This is a genomic window from Fibrobacter sp. UWR2 (genome assembly GCF_002210285.1).
GTDB lineage: Bacteria > Fibrobacterota > Fibrobacteria > Fibrobacterales > Fibrobacteraceae > Fibrobacter.
On sequence record NZ_MWQE01000014.1, the window covers coordinates 12,646 to 31,222 of the forward strand.

Below are 18,577 nucleotides of genomic sequence, written 5' to 3' on the forward strand. Positions count from 1 at the left end.
CCTAGTAGGCGCCGTGTTTTTGTATTTGGTACGATAGGCTGCCACGGCTGATTCCCAGCTTGTGCGCCGCGCGGCTCTTGTTCCAGTCGCACGAGTCTAGCGCCTCCTTTATGATTACCCATTCAGGTGCAATCGCGCGCTTCTTTGCCCACAGGTTATCGCCGGCCATGCGCTTCTGCACGGTGCTCTCCTCGCAGACGGCGGTAGTGGAATATTCTTCGCAGAGTACTTCGTTTATTCGTATCCCGTGCGCCTGCAGCAGGGCGTAGCGCTGCAGCACGTTCTTGAGCTGGCGTACATTGCCGGGCCACTTGAACTGCCTCAGCGCGTTTAGTTCTTCGAGCGTGAGCCTGTTCCTGGGCGCATTGAAATGCGTGCGTCGCGCGCTTTCGCATATTGTGCTCCATATGTCGGCGGCAATCTCGTCGAAGTCGTTCCTGTCGCGTAGCGGGGGGATGAATACCGGGAATACGTTCAGCCTGAAGAAGAGGTCTTCGCGGAAGCGCTTTTCGGCGATTTCCTTTTTGAGGTTGCGGTTCGTGGCGCATATCAGCCGGAAGTCGACGGGTATGCTTTTCGATGCGCCCACGGGGAGTACCGCCTTCTCTTGCAGTATGCGCAGGAACTTGCTCTGGGCGTCGAGCGGGAGTTCGCCTATCTCGTCCAGGAATAGCGTGCCTCCGTTTGCGGCGCGCACGATTCCCTTCTGGTCGGTATAGGCACCGGTGAACGCGCCCTTTACCGAACCCTCGAGCGTGCTCTCTATGAGGTTCTGCGCGAGCGCGCCGCAGTTGAGGGCGATAAACGCTCCGTACCTGCGCGGGCTGTGTTCGTGTATGTAGCGGGCGGCGACTTCCTTCCCGACGCCCGATTCCCCCTGGATGAGGACGGTGACGGACGAGTTCGCCGCGATATTCATGAGTTCTTTAGGTTGTTTCATGGGTGTCTCCTAACCATAAAACGATTTCGCAGCCGTTTTATGCCTCGGGGCCCCTGCTTTTTTACATTCGTACTCTAATTTTTACAAAGGAAGGTTGATTAGTGTCTTATATCAATGCTTTCAAGGCATTTGACAAAAGATTTTTGGTTGTCAATTAAGAAAAAGTCTGCTTCTCTAAATTGATACTCTTTTTTCCCGTAGCCCGCCGCGGGGTGGCCTATGAATTCTCCGTCATTTGGTAAGGCATCGTAGGTGCATAGATCCTTGTTGATGACTTTTTGTATAAAGTGATAGACGCAGGTGATAGAATCTCGAGATACTTCTAGTTCGGTCTCCGCCTCAGTACGGCCGTTTTCTGTTGTACGTTTCGTGACATTGTTGAGCTTAAATGTGTAGGTTTTATCGCTTATTTTAAACGTTTGGCTCGTTTTCGTTGATTCAACGATTTCGACATCATATCGATCGATTGCATCTGCTTGTAAAAGCGAATCGTCTTCCATGGGGTAGAATATTGCCCCGTAAAACGGAGGAGAATAGTTGTAATCGTTATCGAAATGCAAATCTCCATTCAAGATTTCATACAAATTATACATAGCGGAACTTTTAGTGAAATCTATCGCGTTTAGGGCGTCGATATACTTGCTTTCGAAAATGTCGGATTTCTTTTTGAATTTTCCGTTGGAGAATGTCCAGACAATAATATTATAGGGGCTGTCGCAGTTGGCCTGTTTTTTGTTTCTGTTGTAATCACAGCCGGTAAAGGTCCATGTGCCTTCGATTTTGCCCTTGTTGCTGCCTACATAGACTTCCCCTGTCATCCCATCTCTGCCGTTGAAAAGTATCAGCGTGTCCCCGGCCAGTTCATATTCAATGCTATCCTGGTAGTCTTCCGGCGCAAGGGTTTCCCAAGAAAGCCCGCCATTTTCCATGAAGCATGCGCTTATGGAATCGTTCGGGGTCATGACCAGCATTTTTTTCTTTTTGTCTATGCTGTAGGTTCCTTCGGTTGAAATGGAGATGGCGGCATTTTCGTTGTTGCCCGTGGCGTTTGACGAACTGTCATCCCCGCAGGCACAAAAAAGCATTGCAGATGCCGCAAAAGTTGCGGTCAAGAAATATTTCATGATTATTCCTCCTAAACGTTTGTTGATTTGCGTAATGATGGAATCTACAAATGAGGAGGGTGCAAAAAACGCTGGTTTTTGCACTTTTTGAGTCAATTTATGGTCAAGAACGTTTTTGCCGGATGTAAAGGAACTTGCCGCGACGCTCGCCTTTAGCTATATTTGCCCCCGCGCGGCGGTAAAATGCCGTCGCAGACATAGACACAAAAACCAAAAGTGGCTGGCCAGATGGGTAGGCTTGGGCACGACGACCGTGAGGAAAGCGGTTGCGCTCGAAGCTGAGAGGTTTGGTGGCCCGAAAGGAAAAAATGAGTCAAAGAATCGTATGCAAGTTCGGCGGCAGCTCTGTCGCCGATGCCGGCCAGTTCAAGAAGATCAAGGCCATCGTTGAATCCGACAAGAACCGCAAGGTCATCGTCGTTTCCGCCCCCGGCAAGCGCAATCCTAAGGAAACCAAGCTTACCGACCTCCTCTACAGCACCTACGACCTCGCCTCCAAGGGCCTCGACTTTTCGACCCCGTGGAACCTGATCCGTCAGCGCTATGACGAAATCTGCAGGGATCTCGGTCTCGAAGACAAGCTGACCGAAGATCTCGACAGCCTCGAGGACAAGCTGAAGAACCACCCCGAATCCGTCAGCACGGACTTCCTCGTAAGCCGTGGCGAGTTCCTGTGCGCACGCCTCATGGCCAAGTACCTGGGCGCAAACTTCGTCGATACCTTCCCGCTGATTACCTTCGACGACAAGTACCGCATTACGCCGAAGACCTACGAAGACATCTCGAAGACCTTGTCCGACGAAAACCAGCTCTACGTGCTGCCGGGCTTCTATGGTGCAAACCTCCGTGGCGAAGTCAAGACCTTCAGCCGTGGCGGCTCCGACATCACGGGCGCCATCCTCGCTAACGGCATCGATGCCGCCAAGTACGAGAACTGGACCGACGTCTCGGGCATGCTCATGGCCGACCCGCGCATCGTCGAAAATCCGCTGCCCATCGAATACGTGAGCTACCGCGAAATCCGCGAACTCGCCTACTCCGGCGCTTCTGTGCTTCACGACGAATCCATCGCTCCGTGCCGCGCGAAGAAGATTCCTATCAATATCCGCAACACGAACCGCCCCGAAGACGCTGGCACCATCATCGGCCCCACTCCGGAAGAAGCGAAGCTCCCGATTACGGGTGTCGCCGGCCGTAAGGGCTTCTCCATGATCTACATCGAGAAGTCCATGATGAACAAGGAAGTCGGTTTCGGCCGCCGCGTGCTCGCCGTGCTCGAAAGCGAAGGCCTCTCCTACGAACTGTGCCCGAGCGCCATCGACTCCATGAGCATCGTGGTGGATAGCAAGGCTCTCGACGCCGTGCAGGACGTAGTCCTCGAAGACATCACGCAGCAGATGCGCCCCGACCGTATCAAGGTGTTCCCGGGCATCGCCCTCATCGCTACCGTGGGTCATGGCATGACGAACAAGATCGGTGTTGCCGCGAAGCTGTTTACCGCTCTCGCCGAGAACAAGGTGAACGTCCGCATCATCGACCAGGGTTCTTCGCAGATCAACATTATCACCGGTGTTGACGAAGCCGACACCGAGAAGGCCATCAAGGCCATCTACGGCGCGTTCGTGAAATAACGCCCGCTCGTCATCCCCGCCTCCGAGCGGGGATCTTAATCAATATTAAAAAACGACCCGGAATAAAATCCGGGCCGTTTTTAATTTATCAAAAATCTGATTTTATCTTTTCTTCACGGTCCTGACGGCAGGGCTTATTTTCTGTTCGCCGGTACCGAGGTATCGGCCCTGCATGTCGAACACGCGGGCGTCTCCCTTTAGGAGCGGAAGGCTTGCGCGCCTTGAAATAGCTGTCGTGCCGGTACTGTCCGCCGTTTCGGTGATGTTGAAGTAGTCAATTTGAAAATAGTTGATGGAACTCTGCCCCTTATACCCTTCCACAAGCGCCATGACATCGGTTATCTTGCCCACCTTCAGGCCGAGCTCTTCCCACTTCTTGAAGTGGGCGGTAATGTCGATGTGGCCGCTGTCGCGTACGGTGCGGCGAATGCTGAAATACCGCTTGTACGATATGTCGCCCTGGGCGCTCAAGTAGTTGTTGGCGGTGTTCTGCCAGATGTCGTAGGTGTCGCCATCGACGGTGAATTCGCCGAGCCTGGTTCCGAAAGTGGATGTGTCGGCTGTATCTCTGATTATCCAGTAGTCTATGATATAAAATTCGGTTTTCGGCTCGGTGGTATTGCCTTGGATGCCAACCAGAAAATAGGGGGTGCCGAAGCCGCCGCCTTTTGTGCGAAACTTGTAGTCCGCCGCAAAGTTGCCATGCTGGTCGAAGGTCTTTGGCTCGTCGAACTTGGGACCAAAGCGCACGATAGCGTCCGCGGCCTTGGAGTAAACTAAGTAGCTTCCATCATCGTTGCACTTCAAATAAGCATTGTAGCCATCGCGCCAGACTTCGTAACTGTAGTTTGTACTGTCTATCGTGCCGGAGGCGTAGTTTTCGCCCTCCGCGGGCCATGCGTTAGGACACCTTTCCGCATAGATAGTCGTAGCCAAGCCCATGGTGAGGGCGATTCCTAAACCCACTATATTCTTCTTCATATTGTCAATATAAGTTATTTTGCGAACGCCTGTTCAAGAAAAGGTCGCATTTTGGGGTGCTGGAGTGATATTCTCAACAGAAATGGCACCCTCTTTTGGCCTACCAAAGCGGTAGGGGGCTTTTTAATATATATTACGAACATGCAGCAAGCGGAGACTCGATCGACGAACCTGGCTTTGCTCAGAGTCTGTTCCATTATATTAATTGTGAACGGCTTGAATGGGATGACGGGTATGTTCTGGAACCTGTTTACGACAGGTGAATGCGAAGGAAGATTATTCTTCGTACTTCTTCCCTTTGTTACCGTGGCTGTGGGTGTCGTTGCACTTGCCCGGAATAGCGCCTTGACGCTGAAGATTTTTGCGCTGCTGTTTATTCTCATGATGGTCCAGCAGGTTATGGGGGCAGCCAACATCCCGAAACGTACGACAGTCAGTCCTGACCCTGTGTATGTTGCCAAGGTGGTTGTCGGGTTGCTTTTAAGTTTCAAGATGCTTTTTGTTGTCTCGGCGTTCCTTGTGGATGTCGGGAAAAAGAATCTCCTGGATCAGGGCCCTAGTTTGAACGTGGGGTTGCTCCGCTTCTGTTCCGCGTATTTCATCGTGAGGGGCGTGAACGAGATTATCAACGTCGCGGTAGACATGTCTGTCATGGACCTGAGCCACCTGGAAGAAGTGTTCTCCTGGATTGCGATTGCGCTGGGCGGCATTTCCGTGGCGGTGGGCGTGCTTGCGCTTGCAACGAAGAAGGCCCTGATTCTGAAGGTATATGCGTTCTTTGCGCTCCTTCAGCTCCTTTGGGACATTGTAGAGTACAGGCCGAGCGGCGAGATAATCATCAATACTATTTTCAACGCGTTCTTCGTCGTTCTGTATGCGACGTTCTTGATTGAACCCAAGAAACATGCCGCGTCGCGCGCTTCATAGCAGGTAATCCATGCGGATGTTCCGCATGCTTTCGAACAGGTTTGCCTTGAGGGTGGAATTGCCCTTGGTGAGGCTCTTGATTTCTTCGCGGATGCTCTTGCGGTGGCTTGCTTTCGAGAATTCACAAGTGCAGGTGAACTTGCGGATGTCTGCATCTTCTGCGTACTCGATGATTTCGCTCTCTTCGCAGTAGCATAGCGGGCGGATGATACTGCACGGGTATTTTTCGTAGGGCACCATCGGCGGCATGCCGCTGAACTCTCCCTTGTACAGCATGTTCATCAAAAGCGTTTCTACGATGTCGTCCATGTGGTGGCCGAGCGCAATCTTGTTGTAGCCGTTCTCGCGGGCGAACTTGATGAGTTCGGTGCGGCGCTGTGTGCTACACCAGTAGCAGTTGAGGCTGTGGCCTTCCTTGAGGCGGCCTTCTACTGCAACGTCCTTGAAGTAGAACGGAATCTGCGGATATTGCTCCGCCATCCGCTGCAAAAAGTCGCGGGGCGCCTTGTCGGCAAAGTCGCTCTGGATGTGGATGGCGCCTATCTCGCAATCCGGCAAGAACTTTCCCATGCGGCTTGCCAGTTCCATCAAGAGCACGCTGGAATCCTTGCCGCCGCTTACGGCAACAAGCACCTTGTCGCCGTCTTCAATCAGGTTGAAGTCGTGCAACGCCTTGGTAATCTTCTTGCTGATGCGTTTGCGGATTGCGTTTGCCATGTTCATCCTTTGAAAAAAGGTTCCGCTTGCGCGAAACCTTTTAATTTGTCTGTACGCTCCGGAATTAGTCGTCGTTCAGGTGCGTAGGCATCAGCAAGAAGCTGAAACCGAGATTCTCGCCAACCGGCTCGATAATGCAGGCGCCAATCGGGTTATTCATCTTCATGATGGTTTCTTCGCTCTTGCACATGCTGAAGATTTCGCTGAGGTAGCGGCCGTCGAACCCGATGCTGAAGTTGCCTTCGCCGTTGTGGGTCACGGCAATTGCTTCGCGGGAATCGCCGCCGACATCCGGGTCGCTCGCGCTGAGTTCCATGTTGTTGCCGTCGATCTGCAGGCGGACCTTGTGGGTGCGGGCGTTCGCCATGGCGAGCACGCTGCGCATTTTGTTCTGGAACTCGGTCGTGTTGAGCTGCACGGTGCGTTCGAAGTTCTGCGGGATAACCGCGCGGTAGTTCGGGTACGGGCCTTCGAACAGCTTGGAAATGACCTGCGTGGTGCCGGTGCTGAAGAGGATGTGCGTCGCAGAAGTACGGACCTCGACGTTGGCATCGGACTTCGCCATGTGGAGGATAAGCTGCAGGGCCTTCTTCGGGATGATGGCACCGTTAGTGAGGTTGGCACCTTCCTGCTCGATGGTGGCGCGGCCCAGACGGTGACCGTCGGTCGCAATCATGGAGATGATGCCGTCCTTCGCTTCGAGGTACACGCCGTTCAGGTTCAGACGGATGGTGTCGGTCGAACATGCGAATGCGGTCTTTTCGGCGAGGAACGCGAGTTCGCTTGCACCGAAGTTGAGGGCTTCGCCTTCGGAGACCTCGGGGAACGGAGGGAAGTCGCTGGCATCGAAACCGGTGATGCTGGCCTTACCCTTCTCGCTCCACTGGATGGTGGCGAGGAAGTCCTGTACGTCGACTGTAACGTTCGTGATGCTCGGGTCCACGAGGCTCTTCACGATTTCGAGAAGCTTGCGTGCGTTGATGACAACCGAACCGTCGCGTTCGCCCTGGACTTCGACCTGGGCCCTGATGCCGAGGTTCAAGTCGGTAGCGCTGACTTCGAGGAAGTTGCCTTCGAGACGGAGCGCGAAGTTGTTGAGAATCTGGATGGTGGACTTGTTGGGGACGGCGTTGATGGCTGCCTGCAGTACATCCTGGAATGTGGTTTTGTCAATCACGAACTTCATTATTAGGCACCTCTTTGAATGAGCATCGTACCCACGAAGAATACGACTGCGATAGTTCCAATAGCCACGATAACCCACTTATTCAGGGCGTTCTTTTTCTTTGGCACAAAATTTTTAGCATTCTGTTTTGCGCGTCTGCGTTCGCTTCGGCTCATGTTATGTCTCCGTTGATTTTTACAGTGAAAAACTACTATTTTTTAGGGCCGAGCGAGGAAAAATTTATGAACGGAACGCCTTTTAACAAGATAAAAAGCACCGCTTTGGGTCTTGCCGGGACCACTTTGGCAAGGGTTGAACTGGCATCGGAAGAAGGCCGCTTGAAAACCAAGTTCCAGGCCCTCGGCCAGAAGCTCTACAAGGCCGTCCAGGGAGACCTGCTGGGCACCATCAAGAACGATCCTTCTGTCGTGGAACTCATTGGCGATATCGAAGAGACGCAGCGCCGCATTGCCGACCTCGAAAGCAAGATTGGCGGGGGGAACCGTTAATCCGTGCGCAAACTCGAAATACATGTCTTTGGCGATAGGACGTCCGGTAGCAAGAACTACCGCCTGTCCCTGCTCCACATTATCCTTGTTCCGGTGGCGATCCTGCTGGCCATTGCGGGCTTTGTGCTGTTTTCGCCCATGCAGATTATAGACAATGTGTCGAACGAGGATGTCGTCTCGGTCTACCGCCAGAACAAGGTTATCAAGAAAGAGATCAAGGGAATCCGCGAGACGGTCGACGAGTCGATTCTCCGTGCCGAGGAGACCAAGCTTCTCCGCGACAGCACGCTCAAGCTGAGTGGGCTGGGCTTTGCCCTTGACGATTTCGGGGGCGAGGAGACCGTGCCGTTCTCTTCGCGCAAGAGCCTTCGCGAGATAGAGAAGAGTTTCAAGAACCTCCTGAACAGCGTGGAGAAGGATTCCACGCTCGCGGCCGCTTTACCCGTAATCCACCCGCTCAAGAACGGGCATGCCGTGCGCAACCGCTTCGAGATGATCCGTGACCCGTTTACCGAAATCGAACTCCCGCACCGCGGCATCGACTTCGTTGCCGATGTCGACGACACCGTGTATGCTACGGGTGCGGGTGTGGTGAGCGAGGTGCGTGCGCATCGCGGGTTCGGGCTCTCTGTCAAGATCAGCCACCTCCCGAAGGTCCGCACGTTCTATGCGCACCTCGGACATGCGCTGGTACACGAGGGCGACCGCGTACGTCGCGGCGACCCTATCGCCACCATCAGCGAGAGCGGCCGCGAATCTGGCATCGGCCTGCATTACGAAATCCGCGTGGACGGTGTGCCCGTCAATCCCGAAGACTACTTTATTACACGATAACTGTTGGCTGGCCCGGCAAGTCGAATTTTAATTTGTATGGAATGAGATATGAAACAGGCTCCCTTTGAACAGAATATCATCGCGATGGTCTGGGACTGCGACAAGACGCTTATCAGTTCCTATATGCAAGATCCGCTGTTCCGCCATTACGGTGTGGACGGCAAGAAGTTCTGGGCCGAAGTGAACGCGCTCAAGGCCCGCTATGCGGAGCAGGGCATATCCGTCAATTCCGATACGAGCTATCTGAACCATATTCTCACCTACGTGAAGTCGGGGCTTTTCAAGGGCCTGAACAATCGCCTGCTGCGCGAATTCGGGAAGGAACTCGTGTTCTACCCGGGGCTGCCCGATTTCTTTGGTGAGATAAAGAAGCTTATTGCCGAGGACCCGAAATACAAGGCGTTCGATATCCGGCTGGAACATTACGTTGTTAGTACTGGCTTTGCGGAGACGATTCGCGGGAGCTCCATCGCGCCCTACGTGGACGGGATTTTCGGCTGCGAGTTTATCGAGGATGTGCTGCAGCCCGGTTTCCTTGATGGCGATGCCGCCGGTTTGAAGTCTTCTGCTGCGGCGGCAGAACTCGGGCTTGACGCAGGCTCCGAGATTTCCCAGGTCGCGTGCGCCCTCGACAACACGTCCAAGACCCGCTACCTCTTCGAAATCAACAAGGGGAGCAACAAGTACCCCGATACCATCGACGTGAATTCGTCCATTGCCCGCGAAAGCAGGCGCGTGCCCTTCCAGAACATGGTGTATGTGGCCGACGGCCCCTCCGACGTGCCGGCGTTCAGCATTTTGAACTACAACGGCGGAAGCACGTTCGCGGTGTATCCGAAGGGCGACGTGAAGGCTTTTAAGCAGGTGGATGCCCTGCGCCGTGACAACCGCGTGCAGATGTTCGGCGAGGCGGACTACCGGAAGGGCGAACAGTCCTGGCTCTGGCTTACCGAGAAGGCCCGTGCCATCGCCGACCAGATCGTGGAGCGCAAGAAGGCCGCCATCCGCAATAACGTCAGCGCGCCGCCGTCTCATCTTACATAGGTCTTTTATTATATTTATGCTACAATACGGTGTTCCATGCGTGGAACGCTGTTTTGGATAATTTCTATCAAGTTTTACACTACTTTTTAGGATTGTTAATGACGAACAAGTGCAAACGTGGAATTTTGATTAGCAAGACGCCCTATGAGACCCGCTATGCCATTATGGAAGATGGTGAACTTGCGGAACTCGTGGTCGACGGCGCTTCTTCTAATCCGATTCTTGGCAATATTTATAAGGGCGTTGTTAAGAAGGTTGTTCCGGCTTCTAGGCTTGCGTATGTGGATGTGGGCCTCGGTACCGACGGGGTCCTGTACCAGGACAATGTCGTGGATAGGAATGCCGCCCCTTCCCGTACGCTCGACGACGATGACGATGGCGACGCGTTTGTGGGGACCTCTATCGAGAAGGTGCTCCATGAGGGCGACGAGATTATGGTTCAGGTCGAGAAGGAACCCGAAGGCAACAGGGGTGCAGGCCTTACGATGCGCCTCCTTATCCCGGGTAGCCTTTTGGTCTGCATGCCGAATTCGAACTTCATCGGCGTGTCCAAGCATGAACGCGATATGGCTCGTCGCCGCGAAGTCAAGGGGATGGTCAACCGTCTCAAGGCTCGCGATGTGGGCTATATCGTGCGTACCGACGGCATGAACGCTACCGAAGAGGAACTGCAGCAGCAGATGCGCATCCTCGAGGGCAAGTGGACCCGTGCCAAGGAAACTTTTGCGAGCGCCGCACCTGGCGCCTGCATCTACGAGGAGTCCAATTCCGCAGGCCGCTGCATCGGCGAATACTTCAACGAGAACACCGATTACGTGTACGTGGACAACCGCGACGAGTACTTCACGCTGCGCGACTACCTGCGCGAAGTCGCTCCCGACATGCTGGACAAGGTGAAGCTCTGGAGCTCCAGCGAGAGCCTGTTCGAATACTTCAAGATAGAGAACGACTATGCGCGCTCCCTGCAGCGCCAGGTGCCGCTTTCCCGCGGCGGGAACCTCGTTATCGAACAGACCGAGGCTCTCCTCTCCATCGACGTGAACACCGGACCGAAGGTGCACGGCAAGGACCAGAGCAAGATTATCCTCGAGACGAACATCGACGCCTGCCGCGAAATCGCGAAGCAACTCAGGCTCAGGGACATCGACGGGTTCGTCATCGTCGACTTCATTGATATGGAATCCGATGCCGACCGTGAAACGGTTTATCAGGAATTCTGCAAGGCCGCCCGCCGCGACAAGGCTTCGGTGACTCCGTCGCCCATTAGCCAGTTCGGCCTCATGGAAATTACCCGCAAGCGCGTCCGCGACGATTCCGGCAAGACAAAGGCCTGCCCGGTTTGCCAGGGCGGTGGCCGCATTGCCACGCTCGAATCGGCGCTCGGCATGATCGACCGCTGGATGGCTCGCGCCCATGCGAAGGGCAACCTGAAGAACGTGACGCTCGTGCTCAGTGCCCCGATGGTGGAGGTCCTTGTCCGCGACAGGGCCCGCATGCTCCACTACCTCGAGAACAAGCACTGCATGAAGGTCGAACTCGTGCAGGACGACCATGCGCACGTGAACCAGTTCTGGATGTTCAACGCCGAAAAGGAAGACATCACGGACCTGTACAACTTTGCGGAATCCGACGCTCCGGCAACATCTGCCCGCCCCAAGCGCGGCAGGGAACGCAGCCGCAACAAGTGCAAGCGCGAAATCCTTATCAGCAAGACTCCCTACGAGAAGCGCATCGCCATCATGGAAGACGGCGAACTTGCGGAACTGGTCGTAGAGAGCGTGTCTTCTACCCGCGTGCTCGGGAACATCTACAAGGGTGTGGTGCAGAAGGTTCTGCCCGCACTCAAGGCGGCCTTTATCGATATCGGTATGGAGAAGGCCGGGTTCCTGCACCAGGACGATGCGATGGACCGTAGCGAACTCTTGCGTCGCGAATACGGTGACGACGATGACGAGGGCGGTCCATCCAAGGAAATTTCCATTGATGAAATTCTCAAGGAAGGCCAGGAAATCATGGTGCAGGTGGTCAAGGAACCGATCAGCACCAAGGGTGCCCGCCTTACCACGCACCTGAGCTTTGCAGGCCGATTCCTTGTCTGCATGCCGGGTACGAACTTCATCGGTGTGTCCAAGCGTGAACGCGACCCGGCCAAGCGCCGTGAGTTCAAGAAGGTCGTCCGCCGCCTCAAGGGTCGCGACGTGGGTTACATCGTCCGCACGAACGGCCTGAACGAATCCGAATTCGAAATCCGCAAGCAGATGCGCGAACTCGAGAGTAAGTGGGAACAGACGAAGTTCAACTTCGCGAACCAGCCTGCCGAGACATGCATCTACGAGGAATCCGATTCCATCGAGCAGACGGTGCGCGAATACTTCGGCGAGAACACCGACTTCGTGTACATCGACAACCGCGAGGAATTTATCGCCCTGCGCGACTACCTCAAGGTGCTTTCTCCGGACAAGCTCAACAAGGTCAAGCTCTGGAATTCCAACGAGAGCCTCTTCGAGCACTTCAAGATCGAGAACGACTACGCACGCTCCCTGCAGCGCCGTATCCCGCTGTTCAACGGTGGCAACCTCGTGATTGAACAGACCGAAGCACTCGTTTCCATCGACGTGAACATGGGCAAGCCTCGCGGCAAGGACCGCAACAGGCAGGCGCTCGATACCAACATCGAGGCGTGCCGCGAAATCGCAAAGCAACTCCGCATGCGCGATGTGGGTGGCCTCATCATTATCAAGTTCATCGAGATGTCTGCCGATTCCGACCGCGATTCTGTGTACCAGGAATTCCGCAAGGCTATCCGCCGCGACAAGGCGCCTATCAGCCCCGCACAGATTAGCCCGTTCGGCCTGATGGAAGTGACCCGCAAGCGCGTGCGCGTGAACCTCATGACCGAGAAGACGGAAATCTGCCCGGTTTGCCAGGGCGGTGGCCGTATCGCGATGCTCGAGTCCACCATGGGCGAGATCGACCGCTGGATGGGCCGTGCCCGCAACAAGGGCAAGCTCCGCGAAGTTACCCTGGTGGTAAGTTCCGCGATGGTCGATGCCCTCTGCGCCGACTCCTGCCGTATCTACCGCTACCTCGAAAGCAAGCACGGGTTGCACATCAATATCGTCGAAGACGAATGCGCACACGTGAACCAGTACTGGATGCTCGACAAGGCGGGCGAGGACATGACCGCGCTCTACGGTACTGTGTAATAGCTTTAGGCGCTAGCCTAGGTATTGAAACTAAAAGAGCCTGTGGTTTTAACCACAGGCCCTTTTTTAGTTACTAAAGAGAGAGAATCTAAAACTTAGTTCTGGTCCCAGGTGAGTTCGTTCTTGCCGCCACGACGCACGCCCCACAGCAGGTCACGCGTGATGTCGGAGACGGTCTTCTTGCCGACAACCACCTTCATGTGCAGGCGGGCGATATACACGCCCGTGCCGGCGAGGCGTCCGTCGGAGGCGCGCATGTTCCAGGCGAGGAACAGGTTACCGTTGTTCACGAGGCATCCTGCATCACCGTACACGGACTTGTCGGAGCAGAGGATGGTGCCCGAGCTGCCGCCCACGTAGTTGCCGAGGTGCGTGTAGTAGAGCGTCTCGTACTTGAGCTTCACGTCGTCAGGCTTGGCAAGGCTGAGCGTACCGTCGCGGAACTGGTCGATATTGTTCGCCGTGATGGTACCGTTCTTGATGGCCTCGATGACTTCTTCGCTCACGCCGTTCTTCTTGAGTTCCTTCGTCGAGATAGTCCCGTCGATGATATCCTGGAAGAGTTTGTTCACGTCCTTGTCGGCTGCCGGAGTGATGTTCACGATGGTGTCGCGGCTTGCTTCGATACCGCGTTCCACGTATTCCTTGAACAGGTCGAGGTCATCGCCCTTGAGTTTCTTCTTGTAGTTGTCGGCAGTGATGGTCCCGTCCATCACTCCCTGGTATGTACTGTCGCTGAAGCCCGTGATGGAACCGGATTCGATTGCAGCAAGCAGCTGTGCCACCGATTCCTCTTCCGTAATCTCGAGCACGGTGTAGGTGGTGTCGTCCTTGCCGGCGTTCAGGAGCGTGGAGATGAGCGCGTCGAGGCTAGCAAACTCTTCGGCTGTCTGGGTCGCGATGAGTTCGGCGACGTCGAATCCGATAAGGTGACCGTCTACGCCGAGGGAGTCAGACACGTACTTCGCGTCGGCATCGGTGTTCGTGATGAGGAACGGTTCCGTCGTCTTGGCCGTATCGATAATCGGGTTCTCCGGCGAAATCGGGCGTACGTCCGGACCGGTAATCTGCATGTCCTGCTGGCCGGTGATTCTCACCATCGGGGTGTACCTGTGCGGCTTGTTCTCTGACAGGTCGACCGCGACATCTGTCGTGCTGCCGCCCTGCCCAGGCACAAAGCCTACGGAGTCGCCAACAGACGGGATAACCGCGTCGTAGGTGGCCATCGTGAACAGCAGGGTCATCTTGCTCTTGGAAGCAGTGTTGTTTGCGCCTACGGGCTTCTCGGGGTCTACGACCGCACCGGAACGTATGCAGTGGTAGCGGAACATATCCTTGAAGTGCGTCATGGATTCCGAAGTGATGGCTTCGCTGAAGGTGAGTTCCAGTTCGTGTCCTTGCTTGGAAATGCTCTTCACTGCCTGCATCACGATCGGGTTCACGCCGTCTTCGAGCGGGTCGGAGGCGATGTGGAAGTGGTAGCTCTTGCCGCCATCCTTATAGGTGAACCAGGTGTCGACGCTTCCGTTGTAGACGTCTTCCTTGCCGCCGGTAAAGATAAGCGAGCTGAAGCCGCACATCTTGTAGGGCTCGCAGGCTCCGCTCGAGACGATAGAGATGTCGGTTCCGTTGTCGAGGATCTTGTAATCCTTCTGGACCGGGAATCCTTCACCGAAGGCAAACTTCAGGGAGTCGAGTTTGTTGTCGCCACCGAGCTTGCGGTCGAAGTGGATGTATACGCTGTCGCCACGGCCATCGCCGTTCCTGTCGAAGATCTTCGCCTGCGAGATTCTCGGGATAGGCGGTTCCTGGAATATGAGGTTGATCCATGTTGCCGCGGAGGATGCTGCACCCTTCGCCTGAATCGTGGCTCCCGTAACGGGGCCGTTCGCAATCACGTAGAAGGTTGCGCGCCCAGTGGAGTCGAGCACCGCCTTGCCGATGGGCTTGCCGTTCGCGTCAACAATCTGCAGTTTCGGGTCGGACGATGTCAGAGTGATGTTCTGGTTATAGATGGACACCTGTGCCCATTCTTCGAGGAACATGATCTGCACCGGGTAAATCTCGTAGGCCCACTTGCCAATCTGGAGCGTGTCGCCCGAGACCTGGGAACCGAGAGCCTTCCACTGTTCGGTCGCATAGACGAGAGTCGGCACCTTGTACGGCGGGATGGTGAACCATACGCCGGTCTTCTGCGAGGGGTCGGACTTCAGGGTGATTTCCAGGTAGTAGTGACCCGGAGCAAGCCCGTTGTTCTCGACAATCCTTGCGGTGTCGATGGTGAATTCCGCCCAGTTGTCATGAATCTGGATGCCTTCGAACCACCACTTGCCTGCGGTGTCGAGGTGTACGCCTGCTTCGCCGAGGTTGCCGCCGGTAAGCTTGTAGTTGGACGGGCCGATCGTCGTGTCGACCTGGCCGCCTTCGTTGGCGTCAAAGTCACAGCTGAGGGCGTCGCCCTTTGTAATCTGCCAGACTTCGTAGTTCTTGGGGCTCCAGATCTGGCCTGTCGCGACGGCATTGAGCGAGTCGTTCGTAAGGAAGATGCTCGCGTCGGTGTGCAGGTCCATGGAGGTGCGCATCATGAAGTTCGAGGAACTGGTATGGCGTTCCACGTAGAAGATGTGGAACGGGTATTCCTTGCCTTCGACAAGCCCGAGGGTGTCGAGGTCCACGGCGCCGCTGACTTCGGCGTGCTGTCCGCCGATATCCACGACGAGCCTGTTGTTGATGAACACCCACACGTCGTCGTCACCCTTGAATTCGAACTTCTGGCCGCGCACGTATTCGAACTTGGCCTGGAACTTCATGGTGAAGCCGAAGTTGTGGTAGCCACCGCTTCCGCTCAGGCGGTCGTAGAAGATATTCTTGACGGTCTGTGCGGAGTCGAGGTATTCGAAGTCATCCAGGAAGAAGAGACCCTTTTCCGGGCTGCTGCTGTTCTTCTGGCCGAACCAGTAACCCTCGTCGTCGAGCTTGAGTTCGAGGTCGCGGCAGGTGGAGTTCGTGTACTTCTTGCCTGCAGCGTCCTGGCCAATCTCGATAGGCTGGAACCAGTAGTCAAGCCAGTCGGTCACATGGCAGTTTTCGGGGAAGTTGCTGGAGTTGCGCTTGGGCACACCGTTTGGGCCGAGTGCCTGCTCCACCATGCCAAGCATGGCCTTGCCGCCGGTGCTCTGGCAGCCACCGCTTCCGAAGTCGTTACTGATGAGGTAGATAAGGTCGTCGAGAATGGAATCCTTGGCTGCGTTGCCACCGGTCCAGGTCGTCTTGTCTACGTCGCCGTAGCTGCCGTGCAGCCAGTCGAACATCATCACGGAGATGATGCGGTTCGGGCACTGTCCGAGGACACCCGGGTATTCCGCGTAGATCTCGGGCTCGCCGTTCTTGAAGCTCTGGATCCAGAGTGTGTCGCTCAGGGCGGCGACGCTATCGAGCACGATTTCGCTGCCTACGGGGAGAGCCCCGGTAGCGACTTCTTCGTTACCTTCGGCACCCACGTACATGTTGCCGATGGTCTGCTTGAAGCGGATCCTGAAGTCCGTGGTTTTCTTGTCGGTTTTTGCTTCGAACCAGCCGCAGTAGTTCTTAACTGCGGTCATGATGGTCTCCTGACCGTTAATGATCATGACAGCCGAGGTATTTGTCCAAGAAGGCATAAAACGGACCACAGTCCTAGACGTGGTCGCCCGGCTGGAGGAAGACCTTATAGATGTAGATGAAGAGCTCCTGTCACGTCCGGGCTGTGCGCTAGCGCACATCGCCGTGACCAAGGCGAACAGAATCACTCGAGTGATAGATTTATACCACACAAATCGCTCCTTTGTAAACAAACCCAATCCTAGGGCGATATATTAAATATATCCTATTTTTATGGTAAATGCCAACTATATAATATTTTACATCGTCCAAAAAAGCGCAAAAACCGTGTAATTATGCACGTTTTTTGGTCAAAAGCCTGCCTTGGGACCAAAAGTATCGGATTTTTCGTCTTTTTGGGCTCGTTTTTTGCCCTCCAAATATCCTATTTTTAACGCGTAAGTTTCAAAAGGAGTTTTTATGAACCGAGTTTATTTGGTTGCCTCCAAGAACATGGACGCGACGCTCAAGGAACTTGAAGAAGGGATTTCTGCTGCCGGCCTTACCTGGGCGGAGTACGAACTTAACGTGAACGGTGCTGCCGCCGTCACGCAGATCAAGGAAGGCAATACCGCGGTGCTCATGGAAACGATTGCCGCCGACTTCCTGATGCACGACTTCTCTGCCGTCGACGCCGTCGTGATTGCCGGCGCCCAGGGCATGAGCGACGTGGTCGCCCAGAAGTTCAACGATTCCCTCGCTACTGCACTTGACGCAAAGATCTATTCCGATAGCGAAGATGCGGACCTGTTCTGCCCCAAGCGCCTGCTCAAGTGCCCGAAGTGCCTTGCGAAGGACCTGGCCGAAGCGCCTGCCGAACGCAGGACTAGCCAGGCCATGTTCCGTGCGGGACTCCTCCTGAAGGCCTCCAAGGTCAAAAAGCGCATTGTGCTCCCCGAAGGTTCCGAGCCGCGTACCGTGCAGGCCGCAAAGCTCGTAATCGACAGGAAGATTGCCGTGCCCGTGCTTATCGGCAAGAAGGATGAAATCTTCAAGGTCGCCAAGGAACAGGGCGTTGATCTCCCTGCCGATATCGAAATTATTGAACCCTCGGCCGAACTTGCCGAAAAGTACGTGCCGACCCTCGTGGAACTCCGCAAGTCGAAGGGCATGACCGAAGAACAGGCCCGTGCGGCACTTGCAGATAACGTAATGCTCGGCACTATGATGCTCAAGATGGGCGAAGTGGACGGCCTCGTTTCTGGCGCTATCCACTCCACTGCCGATACGCTGCGCCCGGCTCTGCAGATTATCAAGTGCGCTCCCGGCGTAAAGTCCGTGAGTTCCGTGTTCTTCATGTGCATGCCGGACAAGACTTACATCTACGGCGACTGCGCCATCAACCTGAACCCGACCGCCGAGGAACTCGCCGGTATCGCGATGCAGTGCGACGACACCGCTAAGGCCTTCGGCCTCCCGAGCCGTGTCGCGATGCTCAGCTACAGTACCATGAACAGCGGCAAGGGCCCGGATGCAGACCTCGTGCGCGAGGCCACCAAGATCGTGAAGGAAGCCCGCCCCGAGATGCTCGTGGATGGCCCGCTCCAGTACGATGCGGCGACCGTGCCGAGTGTCGGTTCCCTCAAGGCTCCTGGTAGCACCGTCGCCGGCAAGGCTACCGTGTTCGTGTTCCCGAGCCTCTCTGCCGGTAACATCGGCTACAAGGCTGTGCAGCGCAGCGCTCACGGCACGATTTCCATTGGCCCGATGCTCCAGGGCCTGGCCAAGCCGGTGAACGACCTCAGCCGCGGCGCCCTCGTGGAAGATATCGTCTACACGATCGCCCTCACCGCTGTTCAGGCAGGTTAAGGCCGGGCGTTTGGACAAAAAATTCAAAAGCACCGCTTCGGCGGTGCTTTT

The 18,577-nt window shown here is 55.4% G+C and carries 13 protein-coding genes; 7 read left to right on the forward strand and 6 right to left on the reverse strand.

What is annotated here, in order from left to right:
- Nucleotide 1 precedes the first annotated feature (1 nt).
- Entirely contained in the window at nt 2-940 is a 939-nt protein-coding gene (locus tag B7994_RS13400) for a sigma 54-interacting transcriptional regulator (RefSeq protein WP_088638970.1), read from the reverse strand.
- Nucleotides 941-1,038: 98 nt separating this feature from the next.
- On the reverse strand, nt 1,039-2,064 hold the full coding sequence (locus B7994_RS13405; protein WP_144063908.1) for a hypothetical protein: 1,026 nt from the start codon (nt 2,062-2,064) through the stop codon (nt 1,039-1,041).
- A 308-nt stretch (nt 2,065-2,372) separates the two neighbouring features.
- Between B7994_RS13405 and B7994_RS13410 the strand changes: the two genes are divergently transcribed.
- Nucleotides 2,373-3,695 carry an aspartate kinase gene (locus B7994_RS13410; RefSeq protein ID WP_088638972.1) on the forward strand — a complete coding sequence of 441 codons (1,323 nt, stop codon included), beginning with the start codon at nt 2,373-2,375 and terminating at the stop codon, nt 3,693-3,695.
- Between the two features lie 102 nt (nt 3,696-3,797).
- Here B7994_RS13410 and B7994_RS13415 read toward each other — a convergent pair whose 3' ends face one another.
- Nucleotides 3,798-4,676, reverse strand: coding sequence for a glycoside hydrolase family 11 protein (locus B7994_RS13415; protein ID WP_088638973.1), 879 nt, complete (start codon nt 4,674-4,676; stop codon nt 3,798-3,800).
- Nucleotides 4,677-4,883: 207 nt separating this feature from the next.
- Here B7994_RS13415 and B7994_RS13420 point away from each other — a divergent pair, with 207 nt between their 5' ends.
- Nucleotides 4,884-5,603, forward strand: a complete 720-nt coding sequence (locus B7994_RS13420; protein WP_144063909.1) for a hypothetical protein — start codon at nt 4,884-4,886, stop codon at nt 5,601-5,603.
- Here B7994_RS13420 and B7994_RS13425 read toward each other — a convergent pair.
- Nucleotides 5,598-6,320 (reverse strand): tRNA 2-thiocytidine biosynthesis TtcA family protein, encoded by a 723-nt coding sequence (locus B7994_RS13425; protein ID WP_233143227.1) that lies wholly within the window; start codon nt 6,318-6,320, stop codon nt 5,598-5,600. The genes B7994_RS13420 and B7994_RS13425 overlap by 6 nt on opposite strands.
- Nucleotides 6,321-6,384: 64 nt before the next feature.
- Complete coding sequence (gene dnaN, locus B7994_RS13430; RefSeq protein ID WP_088638976.1) at nt 6,385-7,506, reverse strand: DNA polymerase III subunit beta; 1,122 nt, start codon at nt 7,504-7,506, stop codon at nt 6,385-6,387.
- Between the two features lie 221 nt (nt 7,507-7,727).
- Between dnaN and B7994_RS13435 the strand changes: the two genes are divergently transcribed.
- The 4 genes from B7994_RS13435 to B7994_RS14315 all read left to right on the forward strand — a co-directional run bounded on the left by B7994_RS13435 (nt 7,728) and on the right by B7994_RS14315 (nt 13,078).
- Nucleotides 7,728-7,994, forward strand: coding sequence for a hypothetical protein (locus tag B7994_RS13435; protein WP_088638977.1), 267 nt, complete (start codon nt 7,728-7,730; stop codon nt 7,992-7,994).
- A gap of 3 nt (nt 7,995-7,997) precedes the next feature.
- The gene (locus tag B7994_RS13440) at nt 7,998-8,828 is read left to right on the forward strand and encodes a M23 family metallopeptidase (protein WP_088638978.1); all 831 of its coding nucleotides are present in this window, start codon (nt 7,998-8,000) and stop codon (nt 8,826-8,828) included.
- Nucleotides 8,829-8,876: 48 nt separating this feature from the next.
- Nucleotides 8,877-9,872: a haloacid dehalogenase-like hydrolase gene (locus B7994_RS13445; protein WP_088638979.1), complete on the forward strand. Its 996-nt coding sequence runs from the start codon at nt 8,877-8,879 to the stop codon at nt 9,870-9,872.
- A 98-nt stretch (nt 9,873-9,970) separates the two neighbouring features.
- The gene (locus tag B7994_RS14315) at nt 9,971-13,078 is read left to right on the forward strand and encodes an Rne/Rng family ribonuclease (protein WP_233143228.1); all 3,108 of its coding nucleotides are present in this window, start codon (nt 9,971-9,973) and stop codon (nt 13,076-13,078) included.
- 95 nt (nt 13,079-13,173) lie between these two features.
- On the opposite strand, the gene B7994_RS13455 is transcribed toward B7994_RS14315, so the two are convergent.
- The gene (locus tag B7994_RS13455) at nt 13,174-16,680 is read right to left on the reverse strand and encodes a fibro-slime domain-containing protein (RefSeq protein ID WP_233143229.1); all 3,507 of its coding nucleotides are present in this window, start codon (nt 16,678-16,680) and stop codon (nt 13,174-13,176) included.
- A gap of 457 nt (nt 16,681-17,137) precedes the next feature.
- On the opposite strand from B7994_RS13455, the gene pta reads away from it, so the two are divergent.
- The gene (pta, locus tag B7994_RS13460) at nt 17,138-18,526 is read left to right on the forward strand and encodes a phosphate acetyltransferase (protein WP_088638980.1); all 1,389 of its coding nucleotides are present in this window, start codon (nt 17,138-17,140) and stop codon (nt 18,524-18,526) included.
- Nucleotides 18,527-18,577 lie beyond the last annotated feature (51 nt).